Genomic DNA, 15,149 nt, shown 5'->3' with positions numbered 1-15,149 from the left:
AAACGCACTGGCAAAAAATGTTAGAACGGCATTTGCAACATGCGCTGGGTACCGCACATGGCATACTGGGCCAGGCCTCCCAGGAAGCCGCCGCGGAAGCCGTCGCTCATGCCCTGGAACATGGAACCGAAATTGCGCAGCATATTGCCAATGCCGTAACCCATGTTGTACTGGGGGCCGCCGAAGCCGAAGGGGCCGCCGCCGAACGGCATGCCGCCGCCGAATGGCATGCCGCCACCCGGGTTTTCATTGATATGGACGCTGCGGTCAATATAGACTGGCCGGGTATCGATAGGAGTAGCCATACTTTTCCTTTCCTTGGTTGATTTAGAAACTACAGTCGGATTGAAGTGAGAAAGCCGTAGACAGCGGTAGTCTGCTCGAGGCCGTTCTTCAAACGCGCGTTTTCCGTTTGGTACCGCATTTGTTGCCGGGCCAATTGATAAGCTTGAATCTGTGAGCTGATCGATTCGCTATTGGTCAAATCCTTTTCGTAATCCACGAAAGGATTGCTGCCGGGGGCGCTAATGTCAGGCATTTGATTCTCCTGTTGTTAAAGGGGGGGGCGGCACAGTATGCCGCTTCCTCGTTAGTGCAAGGCGAAGAATGCACGGTTCGCTCTTTCGGTCTGATCAGAACGAGTTGCCAAGATTCAGACCGACCGCGTTGAGCACCTGGTGTGCGACGTTGGCAAGCGGGTTGCCAGACTGCGCAGGAGCGTTTTTTGCACCGGACGAGGCGCCGCCGCCAAGCACGCCGCCGATGACTTTTGGGATAATGCCAAGGATACCGCCGAGTAGTTGCATAAAGTTCTCCTTTAAATGCCGGCGTATGCCGGCGTGGTTGAAATGGCGATGTGAGCCGCCTATGAGCCAGGCAAGCCGTGGTAGCCCAAGCTGGCCACCGCCTGCATTGCCTGGTTGGTGAGCGTGAACAGTTCGAGTCCCATCCAGCGCCCGCTGATTGCCAGAGTTAAACCCACGGCAAGCAATTTGAATGAAAACGGCAAGGCCTGGTCTTGAATCGACAACAGCGTCTGCACCAGCGACAGCACTACACCGACCAGTACCGCCACCGCCAGGGGCGGTCCGGATAGCCAAAGTACGAGCAGCATGCCGCGCTGGAATAACGCAATTGTTTCGACCATATCCTTTCTCCTATGTGTAAGACAGCATCAATCCTTCCGCCAGCTTGCTCCAGCCGTCGACCATGACGAACAGCAGCATCTTCAGCGGCAAAGACACCACCATCGGCGACACCATCTGCATGCCAAGCGCCAGCAGGACATTCGACAGCAGCAGGTCGATCACCACAAAAGGCACATACAGCACAAAACCAACCTGGAAAGCCACTGTCAGCTCCGAGATGACGAATGCCGGAATCACAACGGCGTAATCGCGGTCGCTGGCCTCGTTGGCCAGGGTGGTGCCGCGCCACTGGCGCTGCGCCAACGCCAGGAAATGGCTGCGCGTTTCGGGGGCGGTGTGCTGGATCATGAAGCTGCGCAGCGGCTCGCCCGCGCGCGCCATCTCGCCAAGCGACAGGCCCGCGGTCCGTTCAGTCACAGTGCCGCCTTGCCCGGGCAAGCGTGCCGCCGCGTCATGAAACACCGGCGCCATCACCATCAGGCTGATCGCCAGCGCCACACCATAGATGGCGATGCTGGGCGGCACCTGTTGCACGCCGATGGCGTTTCGCACAATGACCAGCACCATTGAAACCTTGAGAAAGCAGGTGGTGCAAATTAACAATAGCGGAAGCAGCGACAGCGCCGCCAGGAAGAGGGCGATGCCGATCGGGTCGACGTTGCTAATGCTCACGCGCCGCCTTCCAGCTTGATGATTTCGACCGCGAGCGTGCCGTCAACCTCGATCAGTTCGCCGGAGCCGATGCGGCGGCCGTTAGCGACGATGTCGACTGCCGGGCGCGCCGGCATTGACAACTCGATGACGGCGCCGGACGCCAGGCTGCGCAGCTCGTTGACAGTGAAGTTCGCATGTCCAGCGACGAAGTCGACCCGGATCGGTAAGTCGTCCAGAGCAACCGGCGCGTCGGCGCCATCGATTTCGCTTTCCCATTCCGTGCTGTCGTGTTCCATGCTTGCGCTTCTCCAAGAGTCAAAGTAGAGGGTGCCGTCGCTTGCCGTGTAAGCGATCAGCGCGTGCCGGCCGAGCTTGATGCGCACGCGGTTGTCTGAACCGTAGTACTGCATCGCAATGCGCACGGCATCGCCGGGCCGCAGGGTACGTAGCGTGCGTGCCGTAAGGTGTGAGGTGCCCAGCCACAGCCGCCCGTGGCACGGCAGGGCATCGACGGCGGGGCAAGCCGGCGGTGCGCCGGCTTGCCAGCCGTCGCAGTGCAGCCATGGCAGCGCACTGGCTGCCGGGCAGCGCAGCGCAGCGCTATGGCGAAAACCATTGCTACCGCAAAGGGTAAGCAGCAAGTGGACGTCGTCGGATGCTGCGGCAACGGGCTGTGTACTGCACGTAGCGTCGCCGCCGAGCGCTTGACGCAGGTCGTCATCGACCATGCCCCAGGCAAGCTGCAGCATGTCATGCATTACCGCAGCCGGCCAAGCGGGATCGAGCGCAATTCCGCTCGCAATCTGCAGCAGGGTGAATTCCTCTATCTGCAATTCACCGTGTGCATTGCGTAGCGCAAAGCCTGCCTCAACTGCGCCTGCCGCGGGCAACGCGGAACGACGCAACTCGAAACATTGCCATGGTCCTTGCGTTGCCTTCCAGATCAACCCGCTTGCCAGCCTGCGTGCCAGCTGCGCTTGCGCGGCGGGCATGCTGCGCAACGAGACGCGGCGGGCAGGGTGGCTGGATGGTGTGGTGTTGGCTGGCATTGGCGACCTTTCGGCATAGCGCCCCTAGGGCTTGGGCTGTAGTGGCACGCCGCCAGCGAACGGTTCGCCAAAAAAAATACTGAACCGGCACCGCGGGCCAGCGCACTAAGCAGGCATGAATGATGAGTTGAATCCAGCTTTACTGATGCCGGTTGTGCGTCGTTTGCGGCTTGCTCCCGGTATGCCGCGCACGCCGGACGACGTGGTCCTGCCGCGCGAGCAGCTCGCCACCTGGCAGGAAGGCATGGAGCTGCTGCAATCCATGCGTGCGGCAGGGCAGGAAGAGGTCGAGGCAATGCGCCTCGCGGCGCAGGTCGAAGCCGAGGCAATCCGCGCGGCGGCCTACGACGATGCGGATGCCGTGCGCGCCGCGGCAGCCGACGATGCCCTGGCGCTGAAGCAGGAAGCCAGCCAGATGGTGTGGCGCGAAGCGCATGCTTTGCTGGAAGAGTTGCGGGGCCAGCGTGCGGCGTTGCAAACGGAGGCGGGACGTATGCTGGCACGACTGGCGCGGACGGCATTGCGGCGCCTGTTGCTTGAAGTGCCGCCAGGCTGGCCGGCGGTGTCCAGTGTGCGCCTTGTGTTGCGCGAATGGCGTGCGGCAGCTGGCACAAGCCAGGCGGTGCTGCGAGTGCATGCGCAAGACTATGACAGCTTGCCGGCGGAACTGCGCAGCGGTGACGCCTGGCAGTCCGTGGCCGATGCCTCGGTGGCGTCTGGGACATGCGTACTGACCGCTGGCGGGAGTGAACTGTCAGCCAATTTTTCCGCCAGCGTGAGCAGTCTCGTGGCAGCACTGGGCCGGCATGCGGGCGATATTTCGGAGGAAGCGCAATGAGTTACAACAATCCCTTGAGCCGTTTTGTCAGCGGCTTCGGCAACACCCTGCAGAATTTTGACAAAGCCATGAACGACCTCAGTCCTAGCGATCCGGCGCAACAGAAAGCTTACGTCGCGGCCTTTCAGGAAGTGCAAATGGCAGTGTGGGCTGCCAAAGTCGCCACCCAACGGCGCCATAGCTTGCTCTCGAAAATCATGACGGAGATCCGATGACGGATGGCCTGCCGACGCCAGTGACGGCTGGCATGGAGATGGAGGCGCTGCACGCCGCGGCTGTCGCCAGCCTGGCCAGTCTGGAGCAAACCGGATCGGCTGAAATCGCGCTGCCGGGACGCACGCTGCAGCTTTCGCTGCACGAGGACTCCGCATGGCTAACAGGTGAACTGGCGCTGGCGCAGCCACTGGACGATGTGCTGTTTGCGCGTTTATGTGCCATGGCGCTGCCGGCCAGCGCGCATCATGCTGCCAGCCTCAGCTATAGCCATGCGGCTGCCGCATTGCGCTTCGTGCGTCGCCTGCCGGCACGGGACAGGGCTTCCCTGCTGGACGAAATCGAGGCGATGCTGAACCAGATCGACGCCTGGCTGCTTTTGCTCACATCGGCCCCAGCAGGAGGGCGAGCATGCTGAGACCGTTGGGCCAATTGGCTGCAGGCGCGGCACTGCTGCTGGCGCTGGGCGTGTCCGTCACGCCTTGTTCCGCTGCCATGCCCGCTTCCTGGAACGATACGCTGTACAGCTATCGCGGCGAAGCATCGACCCTGGGCGAGCGCCTGCAAGCGTTTGCCCGCACCATGGGCTTGCGTCTGAGTCTGCGGGATGGCGCCCTGACCCGCGCGCCGGTGCCGTTCGATCCACATGCGGCTCAGGCCAGCGTCTACCTGGACCGCCTGGCGGCGGCGCAGCGCTTCCAGTGGTTCGTCTATCACGGAGTGCTGTATGTGTCGGCTGCGGATGCACAGGTGACCGAGCGTGTCAGTTTGGCCGGCCTTGATAGCGCGGGCGCGCGCCAGGCCTTGGAGGGCCTCGGTCTGTTTGAGTCCAAGTTCGGATGGGGAGGTGGTGACGATAGCAACAGCACGGTAATTGTCGCCGGTCCGCCAGACTATGTCCGCCTGCTAAAGAGCGTTCTGGAGCATAAGGACGAGAACAAGGAGACGCCGCAGCCCATGCTGTTCCGCCTGAAATACGCACTTGCGGCCGATCATCAAACCACTGTACGCGAGCAGCTCTTGATTCAGCCGGGTGTGGCAACGCTGCTCAGCCAGATGGTGGCGGGGCGACGTCCCGAGCCCTTTGGCGGGCCGGGACCGATCGCCCTGGCACGTGCGGCGCAACGCAACGAACCGGTGCCGCCAGGCGCGCCTCCGGCCGCGCCGGTACCTGCGACCGTCGAAGCTTATGCGCCCTTGAATGCCGTGCTGGTACGCGACCTGCCCGAACGGCGCGCCATGTACCAGGACTTGATCATGGCACTGGATGTGCCGGTCGAGCAGGTGGAAATCCTGGTGACCATCGTCGACGCCAAGCGCGGCACGCTGCGCGATTGGTCGGCCGGCCTGTCGCTGCAGGGCGGAAAGATGGGGGGCCGGTTTTCTCACGCTGGCGGCGATGCTGAGCAAGGTGGCGCCAATCTTGTGTTGTGGTCGCTCGGCAAGCTGAATCTGGAAATGCGTGCACTGGAATCGGAAGGCGCGCTGCGCGTGGTGTCGCGTCCCTCGCTGCTCACGCTCGACAATGTCGATGCTGTGCTGGACATGAGCCAGTCGGCTTACGTCAAGCTGCTGGGCGAGCGCACTGCCGACTTGAAGAGCTTGACCGCCGGCACCTTGCTGAAGGTGACCCCGCGCGTGATTGCCGATGCAGCCGACCCCACCATCCATCTGCTGGTGGACATCGAGGACGGCAGGCTGATCACGGCAGGCGACGGTAGCAGCAGTGCGACGACCGAGCGCAATAGTATCAGCACCCAAGCCCTGGTGCACCCGGGCCAGGCCCTGGTGGTCGGGGGCTACCGCCGCGAACAAACGCAAAACGGACAGGAGCGCGTTCCCGTGTTGAGCAAGATTCCACTGCTGGGGCGCTTGTTCTCGGCCGACAGCGATAAGAAGGATGAGCTGGAGCGCCTGTTCATTCTAACGGCGCGCGTCGTGGGACACGACGCGGCAGCGGACGCTACCTTGCCTGTACCAAGCGCCTCCCATTCAGACAAAGGCTAAGCGATGGCAGAAGCGATTTCACGTGGTGCGTTCCCCACCTACGTCCCGCGCGAGCAAGCAAAGGCGGATGGCCCGAGCCAGGGAGGGTATTCGCAGCAAGGCCTGGTCAACGCCATGGAAGAACTGACCTTCCAGGTCAGCGAAGTGGTGGAAGCGACCCAGCTCGCGCTGGAGCAGCGCTTCGATGTGGACATGCACGCCCTGCATGACGAAGAAGAGGCGTCAGTGGAGGAAGTGTGCGCCGTGCTGCGTCTGTTGGAGGGACGCGACCTGTTCGATCAGCTGCGCGGCCGTGCGCGCCTGTTCGCCAAGGCCTTCAGCGAAGGGCGGCGCGAGGCGATGGATTACCTGACCGATGGCCTGCAGCCGCAGCACCGCTGGGCGGTGCTGCGCCTTGCCACCCGGGCCATGGCCGACGAATCGGCCAACCGGCTTAATGCCGAGGCCCATGCGCTGGCCATGCAGTATCCGGCGCCGCTGAACAGTATTTTCCGCGCCTTGCCGGCGATGCGCGCCGCGCCGCCCCCCGCGCCAACGTCGCCATTGCCTGGCGTGGAGCGCCACTACTGCGAGCTGCTGGCCAGCAAGCCGACGGTGCGCACCGTGCTCGATGTGCTGGCCGAAGTGGGCGGAACCACCGATGCGACCAAGACGTTGAACGCCATGCAAAGTGCCTGGGCTGGGCAAGTGGGACGGTTGGAGCAGATCGCCGTGTTCATCATTGTCAGCCGCCTGGCAGGGGCGGTGCGCACCATGGTCGAACACGGGAGGGCGCTACAGCGCTACCCGGGGGCCGTGGCAGGCGATGCCGTGCTGCCGTTCAAACATGCGCGGGCCATGATCGACATCGCCAATTCTTCGGTGCCGGCCGGCATGCTGGACAAGCTGGCCGCCGCCGTGCTGGGACAATCGGCGCCGCGCAAACGGCGCCAGGCCTTGTTCAGTTATTTGTACGGGCAAGCGCTGCGCTGGCCGGACCTGGTGTGGACGACACCCGACAGCAAGCCGCTTGTGCTGCAGCAGCTGGTACGCAAGCAATCGAATTGAGACGGGGGCTCCGGAGCGAAGGTGAGCTGGTCCTAGTCGCCATCGCGCCGGTGTGAACCCGTCTTAGAAAGTGGCGTCGCAGTTTCGCTCTCGGACTACGCGCCGCTAGGATGCACCTCGCATCACGCAGCCGGACTAACCGGTCCGGTTTTTAAATCTACTTTCATTTGAAAGGCATTACATGAAACACTCCAAAGCAAACCTGATCGTTGGCGCACTGCTGGCCGCTGCTTCCATCGTGCCGGCTGTATCGCACGCAGCGGATGGCACCATCACCTTCACCGGCAAGGTGCTGGCTCAATCTTGCAAGGTCAACACTGGTAAGGGCGATCTCACTGTAGCGCTGCCATCTGCTGTCGCTGGGTCGCTGGCTACGGCAGGCCAGCGCGCCGGCCGTGTTCCATTCACGCTGAGCCTGACCGAGTGTGACGACCAAGCGGGCAAGGTAAGCGCGCTCTTCGTGCCTGGTGCGCTGGATGCCAATTCCGGCAAGCTGAAAAACAACCTGACGGGTAAGGACGCCGCTACCAACGTCGGCATTGCGCTGCTGAACAGTGACGGTAAGGACATGAATCTGGCTGCCGTTACCCCGGCGGACCAAGGTTCGAGCGCTGCTACCGTGTCCGGCAAGAAGGCCGAACTGAAGTACTTCGCCGAGTACGCTGCGCTGGGCGCGGCGACCCCCGGTGCCGTGACTTCCACTGCGACTTACACCATCCAGTACCTGTGATGCATTAAGTAAGCAGGGCGTCGATGGCTTGGCTGGGCATCGGCGCCTTTTTCAGCACGTATTTCAATTTGACCAAGATCGGAATCGCGATATGTTAGTACGACCTTCTTTCTTTTCGATGCTGCTGGCGGTGGGTATGGTGATCAGTGCCGGCACGGCCAACGCCAACATTATCATTTCCGGCACCCGTGTTATCTATCCGGCCGACGAGCGCGAAGTCACGGTTAAGCTGAGTAATGAAGGCAAGACTCCGGTGCTGGCCCAAGTGTGGCTGGACGACGGCGATGCCTCCGCTACGCCGGGCTCGGCCAAAGTGCCTTTTGCTCTGACGCCACCCTTGTCCCGCATAGATCCGCGTAAGGGACAGCACCTGCGCCTGATGTACACGCATGACGCGCTGCCGAAGGATAAGGAATCCCTATTCTGGCTCAACGTTCTGGAAGTGCCGCCGCGCGCCGAAAAAGGGGAACGTCCGCAGAATATGCTGCAGCTGGCTATTCGCAGCCGTATCAAAGTATTTTTCCGTCCCGCGGGCCTGCCGGGAGACCCGCGTGACGCCGCGGCCAAAGTGCACTGGGCCTGGAGAAAGGCCGAGTCAGGGAACTACGTCCTGACCGCAACCAATCCCACTCCTTACCACGTTACGTTCAGCAAGCTGACTGCGAGCGCCGGCAATGCCAGCTATGAAAGCGAGGCGGGCGGTATGGTGGCGCCCGGTGCGACCCAGGAATTTCCGGTCGGGCACCTGAGCGCTGCGCCAGCCGGTGCGCTCAAGGTCAAGTACACCTTCCTCAACGACTACGGCGGCGGCTCTAACGGCGACGTTGCCGCGCCCTGAACAGCATTTCCCGCTTGCAGTAGCGCGGCAGCTCCGCGCCCCCTTAACTTAACGAATCATCACTATGAGTTATCACCAACCACCCTCCGGGTGCGGACGCGACCGTCTTGTGTTGCGCCGCATCTGTGCGGCAATGCTGGGCGTTTTTTCTGTCCATCTGTGCCTGCCAGCCAGTGCCGAAAGCAGTTCGGAGTCGATGCAATTCAATGAGCAATTTCTGATGGGCGGTGGCGGCGGTGCCGTCGACCTGTCGCGCTTTGCGCGCGGCAACCCGGTGACCCCGGGAGATTACCTGGTTGACCTTATCGTCAACGGCGAATGGCGCGGACGCACTTCAGTACGCTTTGTTGCCAGCCCCGGTGTCGCGAATGCTAGTGCTTGTCTTGACAAGGCGCTGATCGGCCGCCTTGGTCTCGATTACGCTATTCTGTCCAGCAGGAGCCGCGCCGAGCTGGCGCAAGCGCAGGCGGGCCAGTGCGCTGCGCTGGGCCGACTCGTCCCGGCTGCCACCGAGCACTTCGACACGGGCGAACTGCGCCTGGAGTTGAACCTGCCGCAGGCGGCGTTGCTGAAACAGCCACGCGGTTACGTCAGCCCCGAGCTGTGGGATGCCGGCGTAACGTCGGCTACGCTGGCATATGATTTCAACACCTTCCACAGCGGCCGCGACACCAGCGACTACCTGGGCTTGCGCGCCGGCTTGAATATCGGCGACTGGCACCTGCGCCATAACTCATCGATGATGCGCGACAACAAGGGGCGGCGCAGTTTCGACAATATCTCCACTTACGTTCAGCGTGATCTGCCGTCGCTGCAGAGCCAGCTGCGCGTGGGCGACGCCTTCACCGATGGCGCCGTGTTCGATAGCATTGGCATCCGAGGCCTGACCGTGGCGACCGACGACAATATGCTGCCCGATTCGCTGCGCGGCTATGCACCGCTGATCCAGGGGGTGGCGCGTACGAATGCGCGCGTCACGGTGACCCAGAACGGCATGACGCTGCTGGAAACCACCGTGGCCCCCGGCCCATTCAAGATCAGTGACCTGTACGCCACCGGTTATGGCGGCAATCTGCTGGTGACGGTGACGGAGGCAGACGGCAGCCAGCATAGCTCGGTGGTGCCGTTTGCCTCGGTCGCGCAACTGCTGCGGCCAGGCACCATGCGTTACAGCGTATCGGCTGGGCGCTTGCGGGATGGCCGCTTGAACAATGGCGATGCCTTGTTGCAGGGTACCTTGCAGCGTGGCCTGAACAATATGGTAACCGCCTATGGCGGTGTGACCGCCACCCAGCACTATTGGGCTGTGACGGGGGGCGCCGCCTTCAATACTTCGCTGGGCGCTTTGTCCGCCGACCTGACCCAGGCGCGCGCGGAGTTCGCGCATACCGCGCCGGCCACGGGGCAGAGTCTGCGTCTGCGTTACAGCAAGCGCATGGCCTCGACCGGTACCAACTTCAGCCTGGCGGCCCTGCGCTATTCCTCGCGCGGCTATTGGAACTTGAGCGATACGGCGCTGGTGCGCGATTACCAGGCTCGCGGCTGGGAATCGCTGAGCATCGATCGCCCACGTGAACAATTGCAGTTGATGCTGAGTCAAGAGTTCGGGGAAGGCGGCGGCGTGCTGTCGCTGTCCGGTGTCGCTGGCCGCTATTGGAACCGGCCAGGGGCGGGGACCGATTTCACTTTGCGCTACAACAACTCTCTGACCGCGTTGGGCACCAATGTCAGTTACGACATTTCAGCCGGCCGCCAGCGCGACATGCTGAGCGGGCAGATGGATAATCGCATTGCCCTGCGCCTGTCGGTGCCGTTCGGCCGTGGCACACAGGCGCCGATGATGTCGCTGAGCGCCACCCACGATCGCGGCGGCACCAGCCAACTTGCCGAGCTGAGCGGAAGCTATGGTGAAGACAATGCCCTCAGTTACGGCGTGCGGGCTGGGCACGGACAGGATGCCGATTTCGGCGCCAATGTCTCTTACCGGACGCAATTTGCAGCGCTGCGTGCCACCGGCAGCCGCAGCCAGGGCTATTCGCAATGGTCGGGCGGAGTATCCGGCGGCGTGGTGGTGCACCCTGGCGGCGTGACGCTGGCGAACGATCTGGGCGATACAGTCGCCGTATTGGAAGCGAAGTCGGCCAAAGGGGCCAGCGTCTTCAATGCGCCAGGTGTGAAGGTCGACGGACGAGGTTATGCGGTGGTGCCGTACATGACGCCATATCGCATGAACAATGTCGAAATCGATCCCAAAGGCGCGGCAAGCAATGTTGACTTTACGAGCACCAGCGCACAAGTGGCGCCACGTGCCAATTCGGTGGTGATGGTGCGCTTTGGTACCGTGACCGGACGTGCCGCGCTTCTCACATTGACCGGCGCCGATGGTGCTCCATTGCCGTTCGGTTCGACTGTCCGCGACGCTCAAGGTGTCGAGGTTGGCGTTGTCGGACAGGGGGGGCAGCTGTACGTGCGTGGAATCGAGGATAGAGGCCACCTTTACGCGGATTGGGGTGATGGAGCAGCACAGCGTTGCGACTTCGACTATCACTTGCAGCAGCAAGCGGGAGCGGCGAGCCCATTTTCCCGTAGCAGTGCAGTCTGTGTGGCGCAGCACCGGACGGCGGATGAATCCAGTGTCAAGCAAGGTCCGACAGGGCCGGGCGCGCTGACCGAATCTGCTTCAAATGCCGCATCGGGTTCGCCATGAAGAAATTTCCGGTGTCGCGTGGAAGCCATTTCAACGCCATCTGTCTGCATCGCGGCCGCGTTTCTCGTCTGGCCCGATTATGCGCCAGCGCACGTAAAGCAGGCACTTGCAATGGGCCTGCTGCCCACCACTACCTGACTTCCCATCGGCGTGTCGCGCTGACGTTCATCCACCCAGACATATCATCAGTTCAGGAGAACCATAATGTTTTTAGTGAAACTTCCTGCCATGTGGCGCAGGTTTGCCGTTGGTCTTGGCCTCGTGGTCGCCAGCTTTTCCGCGCACGCGACGTGCACGCTTATCAGTCCCCCGATGCAGCCTCTCAATAAGCTGATGTTGCCAGCTTTCGGTACTGACGACGACTCATTTGGTAGCTCGACAAGTTACCCCATGAAGCTTAGCTTTCACTGTGATAAAACCACGCTGGGCGTACAAGTCTATTATCAGATTCCTTTTGAATCAACGGATGGGGGCTGGGCATGGAAGACGGGAATCCCGGGCATTGGCATGATATTGCGTGACAGCGAGGGCAATATCGTTCGGGAGCGCAAAGGCTTGCTGTTCGACACGAGCACCATCATAGATGAGGGGGGCAAGAATTTCGATAAGACGTTTTCGATTCAGCTGACCCGATGGGCTCTTGGGGCGACCTCGGTGGTGGGGGATGTGTCCAGCGAAGTGATGCGGTTCACGGACAAATGGATGTGGAAGGAACACGATGCGGGAGCGTGGCAATTCAAGGTGAAGTTTGTTCGTCCGACCTGCACAGCGCAAGTTTCCCAGAGCGAGGTTAGGCTGAACGAGGTGCGAGCGTCGGACCTGAGCACCATCGGGAGCGAAGCTGGCGAAACGCCATTCCAGGTCCGGCTGCTTTGCTACGCTGGAGCCGAACCGTCTATCTACCTATCGGACGCGAATGGAAACGGAAAGGATGGCGATCTGCTAACGCCGGCTGCCGGCTCCGAAGTCAAAGGTGTGCAGCTGCGCATTGCGCGCGATGGCAAGCCGGTGCGTCTGGGCGGGCCTGGCAACAAGTGGTCACTTGGCCGAATCGCCAACACTTGGCACTATCCACAGGGGCCAGTGCAGATCCCGCTCAGTGTGCGTTATGTGGCGACGGGCAAAGTTACGCCCGGTATTATTCGCAGCATGGCCACATTCACCATAACTTATGACTGACGACTAAGTCGGCTAGCCGAGCGCGCTTGGGCGGGACGTTAAAAGCGCCGGCACTGGCGGGCCCGGCGCGCGCAATGACGTATCGGATTGGACAACTGGCAGGTCACGTGCTGCGGCAGCAAAGTCCAGGAAGAGGCCCTGGTGTACTAACAGGAGAAGGTTCCTCTGAGTGTACGCTATGAGTCGACCGGCCGCCAGACCAGTCCCGGTATCACCAAGGGCGCTGAGACGGTCACCCTGGTGTATCACTGGGGCGCCCACGTGCCCCGCGCGCAGGGGTTAGTTGGGGCGGGAAACTACCGCGCTGGCTTAAAAGCGCCGGCCCTGGCGTGCCCTGTGCGCGCAGGCGCGCAGCGGCGCCGACAGCTGGCATGTCACTTGGCTGGGGAGGAGGGTCCAGGTCGAAGTTCCGGTGTGCCAACGAAAATCCCCCCCGAGAAAGCGCAGCTCGCGGAGCGGCAGTCCGGTCATCTCATGGATGCGCAGCAGCAGCTCGGAGGATACCGGGCAGTGCCGGTGGCGGATTTTGCTGATGGTGGTGCGAGTGACCTGCAACCGGTCGGCGAGGGCGGCGTCGTAGCGCAAACCGAGCCAGAATTTGACGGTGTCGAGCAGCATGTCGGGGTTGTAGACGGCATGTTCGGGCGTTTTCATGTTCATATCGATAGCAGCGCCAGGCTGTGGTTATCATCAGGGTGCCGGGATTGGCGTGAAGAATTATCCCGGCGGGTCAGATGGCCCACAGGCGTGTGCTGCAATTACCGGACGAGATTACGCCGCCGCGTTGCGGCTGCGCTCGCGGGGAGGAATGGTCAGGCCAGGTGATCGAGGGCGGTTGCCAGTTCGGCGTCGAACTGGCCGAGGCGCTGCTGGAGTTGCTCCAGCGCCGGCGCCACGTTGATCGCGTTCTGACGCAAGGCCTCTTCCAGGTGTTCAAAATCGGCGCGCAGGCGCTCGCCGGTCACGAACATGAGCATGCTTTTCAGACGATGGGTGGCGCTGCGGCAAACCTCGTGGCGGCCAGTGGCCGCCTCGCTGCGGATGATGGCAAGGTCGGCCGACAGGTGCTGGCGCACTTGCGTCAGCAAGTTGCGCAGAGCATCAGCATCGTAGAGTTCCTGCAGCTCGTCGAGGTCGAGCAGCGGCGTGTCGTCTGACATAAGGGTTTCCCGGGAGCAGTGTCCAACCGCTATTGTGCCAGCTTTCGCGACACTGGGGCAGGGCGCGGTGTCGCCGTGCTGGACGGGAGTGGAGATAAGCAGTTCCGGCATGGATGATCCTCTGAATCGAGATGTCGTGGATCATGCATGCTAAAACGTCAAGTGCGGCGCGGTGCTGGCGCGCGGGTTTACCGGACCGTCGGCAGTGCTGCAGTGATTCGGTCCGAGAAATGCAGCGATCCGCGCTGTCTTGGGCGGAAGGCGTCTATGCTGGGTGGCTTTTAGCAAGGAGGCCTATGCGATCCTGCAAACTGCTGGCTTTCGCCGGGCTCCTTGCCCTGTCGAACGCTGCCTGCCGCGCGGACGATTCCGGGCGCGTTGTCCGAAAACTAGCCGTGGGGCGCCAGTATACGGCAGTGGTGGCGGAGGGCGACTGTGAAGCGCGCTCGATCGGCAGCTACAGCGTGCGCCTGTATTCGAGCGCCGGCGCTGCGCCGGGCGACGACACTGTGTTCTACGAGGCCGGTCTGGTCTTGCCGCGCGACGGCAGCGTGGAAAAAATCATGCTGGACAGGCTCGATGGCAAGGCGGACAGCCTGATCGTGATCATGCGCAGCGCCGGTTCCGGATCCTTCCTGGCGGCCGACGCGTTCAGCGTTGCGCACGGCAAGCTTGCCTTGCGCGCCAGCGTCGGCGGGCTGTCGCCTCAGGCCGACCCGATAACCGTGCTGCGTGCCGCGCTGTCGCGCCGCCGGCGTTGAGCGTGCGCGCCCGGGGAGCGCCCCACCAAGCGATTAAAAACGAAAGGAATGCCATGAAGCGATTTACCTTACTGACGGCCTCCGGGCTGGCGATGCTGTATGCCGGCGCAGCCTATGCGGCTAATGCGGGGGAGGACGGTCCGCTGACCGGCGCGGGCTCCGCCAGCGCTGTGGGCTTGGCAGAGGCGCAGCAGGCGGCATCTGCCGGTGCACCGCCCTACGAAGATGCGTTGCTCGAACAATTGCGCAAGCTGATGGAGCAGCGCCTGGCGCTGATGCCGGACGTGGCGCGCTACAAATGGCGCCACGGCGGGGCCATCGAAGATCTCGCGCGCGAACGCGTCATTATCGAGCGTTTCGCGGCGCAGGCCGCGGCGCTGGGCTTGCCCAGCGATTGGAGCGAGCTGTTTTTCCGGGCCCAGATCGACGCCGCCAAAATGCTACAGCGCGCCTGTACTGCTTCGCTGCCATGCATTACCGCCGGTCCCGTGCCCGATCTGGCGCAGGAGACCCGGCCGCGCCTCGATGCGCTCGAACAGCCGCTGCTGCTGGCGCTCGCGGCGGCCTGGCCGATCCTGTCCAATCCGGCCAAGCGGCCGCGCGTCGCCGTGATTTTTGCCGCCATGGACAGCGATCATCTGAGCGTCGAGGCATCGCAACACGCCACCCTGGTGCTGACCGACGGCAGCGCCTATCCGCGCGGCAAATAAGTCCGGGGTCCGGTTCTGGTAATCCAGTCCGAGATCTCGCTCCCGGTGCGCCAAAATGATTTCCTATCGGTAACATCCAGCTATCACCGCAGCACTGGCCCAAGCCGT

Annotated in this window: 19 protein-coding genes; 11 read left to right on the top strand and 8 right to left on the bottom strand. The window is 62.5% G+C overall.

What is annotated here, in order from left to right; all coding sequences use genetic code 11:
* Positions 1 to 20: 20 nt before the first annotated feature.
* The 6 genes from ACN9MY_RS20605 to sctQ all read right to left on the bottom strand — a co-directional run bounded on the left by ACN9MY_RS20605 (position 21) and on the right by sctQ (position 2,851).
* Complete coding sequence (locus ACN9MY_RS20605; protein ID WP_426162390.1) at positions 21 to 305, bottom strand: hypothetical protein; 285 nt, start codon at positions 303 to 305, stop codon at positions 21 to 23.
* A gap of 29 nt (positions 306 to 334) precedes the next feature.
* The gene (locus ACN9MY_RS20600) at positions 335 to 538 is read right to left on the bottom strand and encodes a hypothetical protein (RefSeq protein ID WP_426162388.1); all 204 of its coding nucleotides are present in this window, start codon (positions 536 to 538) and stop codon (positions 335 to 337) included.
* A 94-nt stretch (positions 539 to 632) separates the two neighbouring features.
* Positions 633 to 806, bottom strand: a complete 174-nt coding sequence (locus tag ACN9MY_RS20595) for a hypothetical protein (protein WP_426318482.1) — start codon at positions 804 to 806, stop codon at positions 633 to 635.
* Between the two features lie 59 nt (positions 807 to 865).
* On the bottom strand, positions 866 to 1,147 hold the full coding sequence (gene sctS, locus ACN9MY_RS20590) for a type III secretion system export apparatus subunit SctS (protein ID WP_426162385.1): 282 nt from the start codon (positions 1,145 to 1,147) through the stop codon (positions 866 to 868).
* 10 nt (positions 1,148 to 1,157) lie between these two features.
* Positions 1,158 to 1,820 (bottom strand): type III secretion system export apparatus subunit SctR, encoded by a 663-nt coding sequence (gene sctR, locus ACN9MY_RS20585; RefSeq protein WP_426318481.1) that lies wholly within the window; start codon positions 1,818 to 1,820, stop codon positions 1,158 to 1,160.
* On the bottom strand, positions 1,817 to 2,851 hold the full coding sequence (sctQ, locus tag ACN9MY_RS20580) for a type III secretion system cytoplasmic ring protein SctQ (protein WP_426318480.1): 1,035 nt from the start codon (positions 2,849 to 2,851) through the stop codon (positions 1,817 to 1,819). The genes sctR and sctQ overlap by 4 nt, the downstream gene beginning before the upstream one ends.
* Before the next feature lie 115 nt (positions 2,852 to 2,966).
* Here sctQ and ACN9MY_RS20575 point away from each other — a divergent pair, with 115 nt between their 5' ends.
* The 9 genes from ACN9MY_RS20575 (at position 2,967) to ACN9MY_RS20535 (ending at position 12,410) form a co-directional block, all read left to right on the top strand.
* Positions 2,967 to 3,689 (top strand): HrpE/YscL family type III secretion apparatus protein, encoded by a 723-nt coding sequence (locus ACN9MY_RS20575; protein ID WP_426162381.1) that lies wholly within the window; start codon positions 2,967 to 2,969, stop codon positions 3,687 to 3,689.
* Entirely contained in the window at positions 3,686 to 3,904 is a 219-nt protein-coding gene (locus tag ACN9MY_RS20570; RefSeq protein WP_426162380.1) for a hypothetical protein, read from the top strand. Before ACN9MY_RS20575 ends, ACN9MY_RS20570 begins: the two co-directional genes overlap by 4 nt.
* Positions 3,901 to 4,320, top strand: coding sequence for a hypothetical protein (locus ACN9MY_RS20565; protein ID WP_426162379.1), 420 nt, complete (start codon positions 3,901 to 3,903; stop codon positions 4,318 to 4,320). Before ACN9MY_RS20570 ends, ACN9MY_RS20565 begins: the two co-directional genes overlap by 4 nt.
* Positions 4,314 to 5,909, top strand: coding sequence for a type III secretion system outer membrane ring subunit SctC (sctC, locus tag ACN9MY_RS20560; RefSeq protein ID WP_426318479.1), 1,596 nt, complete (start codon positions 4,314 to 4,316; stop codon positions 5,907 to 5,909). The genes ACN9MY_RS20565 and sctC overlap by 7 nt, the downstream gene beginning before the upstream one ends.
* 3 nt (positions 5,910 to 5,912) lie before the next feature.
* Positions 5,913 to 6,956 carry a hypothetical protein gene (locus tag ACN9MY_RS20555; protein ID WP_426162377.1) on the top strand — a complete coding sequence of 348 codons (1,044 nt, stop codon included), beginning with the start codon at positions 5,913 to 5,915 and terminating at the stop codon, positions 6,954 to 6,956.
* Positions 6,957 to 7,137: 181 nt separating this feature from the next.
* On the top strand, positions 7,138 to 7,686 hold the full coding sequence (locus tag ACN9MY_RS20550) for a fimbrial protein (RefSeq protein ID WP_426318478.1): 549 nt from the start codon (positions 7,138 to 7,140) through the stop codon (positions 7,684 to 7,686).
* Positions 7,687 to 7,777: 91 nt separating this feature from the next.
* Entirely contained in the window at positions 7,778 to 8,524 is a 747-nt protein-coding gene (locus ACN9MY_RS20545) for a fimbria/pilus periplasmic chaperone (RefSeq protein WP_426318477.1), read from the top strand.
* 196 nt (positions 8,525 to 8,720) lie between these two features.
* Positions 8,721 to 11,231 (top strand): fimbria/pilus outer membrane usher protein, encoded by a 2,511-nt coding sequence (locus ACN9MY_RS20540; RefSeq protein WP_426318476.1) that lies wholly within the window; start codon positions 8,721 to 8,723, stop codon positions 11,229 to 11,231.
* Positions 11,232 to 11,435: 204 nt separating this feature from the next.
* Positions 11,436 to 12,410, top strand: a complete 975-nt coding sequence (locus ACN9MY_RS20535) for a fimbrial protein (protein ID WP_426336061.1) — start codon at positions 11,436 to 11,438, stop codon at positions 12,408 to 12,410.
* A 309-nt stretch (positions 12,411 to 12,719) separates the two neighbouring features.
* Here the strand turns inward: ACN9MY_RS20535 and ACN9MY_RS20530 are convergent, their stop codons facing one another.
* Positions 12,720 to 13,064, bottom strand: a complete 345-nt coding sequence (locus ACN9MY_RS20530; RefSeq protein WP_426162370.1) for a helix-turn-helix domain-containing protein — start codon at positions 13,062 to 13,064, stop codon at positions 12,720 to 12,722.
* A 158-nt stretch (positions 13,065 to 13,222) separates the two neighbouring features.
* Complete coding sequence (locus ACN9MY_RS20525; protein ID WP_426336060.1) at positions 13,223 to 13,570, bottom strand: hypothetical protein; 348 nt, start codon at positions 13,568 to 13,570, stop codon at positions 13,223 to 13,225.
* Positions 13,571 to 13,866: 296 nt separating this feature from the next.
* Between ACN9MY_RS20525 and ACN9MY_RS20520 the strand changes: the two genes are divergently transcribed.
* Positions 13,867 to 14,331, top strand: a complete 465-nt coding sequence (locus tag ACN9MY_RS20520; protein ID WP_426162368.1) for a PliI family lysozyme inhibitor of I-type lysozyme — start codon at positions 13,867 to 13,869, stop codon at positions 14,329 to 14,331.
* A 53-nt stretch (positions 14,332 to 14,384) separates the two neighbouring features.
* Complete coding sequence (aroQ, locus tag ACN9MY_RS20515; protein ID WP_426162367.1) at positions 14,385 to 15,041, top strand: gamma subclass chorismate mutase AroQ; 657 nt, start codon at positions 14,385 to 14,387, stop codon at positions 15,039 to 15,041.
* Positions 15,042 to 15,149: the final 108 nt, after the last annotated feature.

Source organism: Pseudoduganella sp. R-31 (assembly GCF_049913235.1).
GTDB lineage: Bacteria > Pseudomonadota > Gammaproteobacteria > Burkholderiales > Burkholderiaceae_D > Rugamonas.
The sequence above is the reverse complement of the archived record's forward strand: the minus strand, read 5'-3'. Positions and strand labels throughout refer to the sequence as shown.

Coding starts and splice junctions, on each gene's coding strand:
- ACN9MY_RS20605 (WP_426162390.1), bottom strand. CDS start 305: ATGGCTACTCCTATCGATACCCGGCCAGTCTATATTGACCGCAGCGTC.
- ACN9MY_RS20600 (WP_426162388.1), bottom strand. CDS start 538: ATGCCTGACATTAGCGCCCCCGGCAGCAATCCTTTCGTGGATTACGAA.
- ACN9MY_RS20595 (WP_426318482.1), bottom strand. CDS start 806: ATGCAACTACTCGGCGGTATCCTTGGCATTATCCCAAAAGTCATCGGC.
- sctS (WP_426162385.1), bottom strand. CDS start 1,147: ATGGTCGAAACAATTGCGTTATTCCAGCGCGGCATGCTGCTCGTACTT.
- sctQ (WP_426318480.1), bottom strand. CDS start 2,851: ATGCCAGCCAACACCACACCATCCAGCCACCCTGCCCGCCGCGTCTCG.
- ACN9MY_RS20575 (WP_426162381.1), top strand. CDS start 2,967: ATGAATGATGAGTTGAATCCAGCTTTACTGATGCCGGTTGTGCGTCGT.
- ACN9MY_RS20570 (WP_426162380.1), top strand. CDS start 3,686: ATGAGTTACAACAATCCCTTGAGCCGTTTTGTCAGCGGCTTCGGCAAC.
- ACN9MY_RS20565 (WP_426162379.1), top strand. CDS start 3,901: ATGACGGATGGCCTGCCGACGCCAGTGACGGCTGGCATGGAGATGGAG.
- sctC (WP_426318479.1), top strand. CDS start 4,314: ATGCTGAGACCGTTGGGCCAATTGGCTGCAGGCGCGGCACTGCTGCTG.
- ACN9MY_RS20555 (WP_426162377.1), top strand. CDS start 5,913: ATGGCAGAAGCGATTTCACGTGGTGCGTTCCCCACCTACGTCCCGCGC.
- ACN9MY_RS20550 (WP_426318478.1), top strand. CDS start 7,138: ATGAAACACTCCAAAGCAAACCTGATCGTTGGCGCACTGCTGGCCGCT.
- ACN9MY_RS20545 (WP_426318477.1), top strand. CDS start 7,778: ATGTTAGTACGACCTTCTTTCTTTTCGATGCTGCTGGCGGTGGGTATG.
- ACN9MY_RS20540 (WP_426318476.1), top strand. CDS start 8,721: ATGCAATTCAATGAGCAATTTCTGATGGGCGGTGGCGGCGGTGCCGTC.
- ACN9MY_RS20535 (WP_426336061.1), top strand. CDS start 11,436: ATGTTTTTAGTGAAACTTCCTGCCATGTGGCGCAGGTTTGCCGTTGGT.
- ACN9MY_RS20530 (WP_426162370.1), bottom strand. CDS start 13,064: ATGAAAACGCCCGAACATGCCGTCTACAACCCCGACATGCTGCTCGAC.
- ACN9MY_RS20525 (WP_426336060.1), bottom strand. CDS start 13,570: ATGTCAGACGACACGCCGCTGCTCGACCTCGACGAGCTGCAGGAACTC.
- ACN9MY_RS20520 (WP_426162368.1), top strand. CDS start 13,867: ATGCGATCCTGCAAACTGCTGGCTTTCGCCGGGCTCCTTGCCCTGTCG.
- aroQ (WP_426162367.1), top strand. CDS start 14,385: ATGAAGCGATTTACCTTACTGACGGCCTCCGGGCTGGCGATGCTGTAT.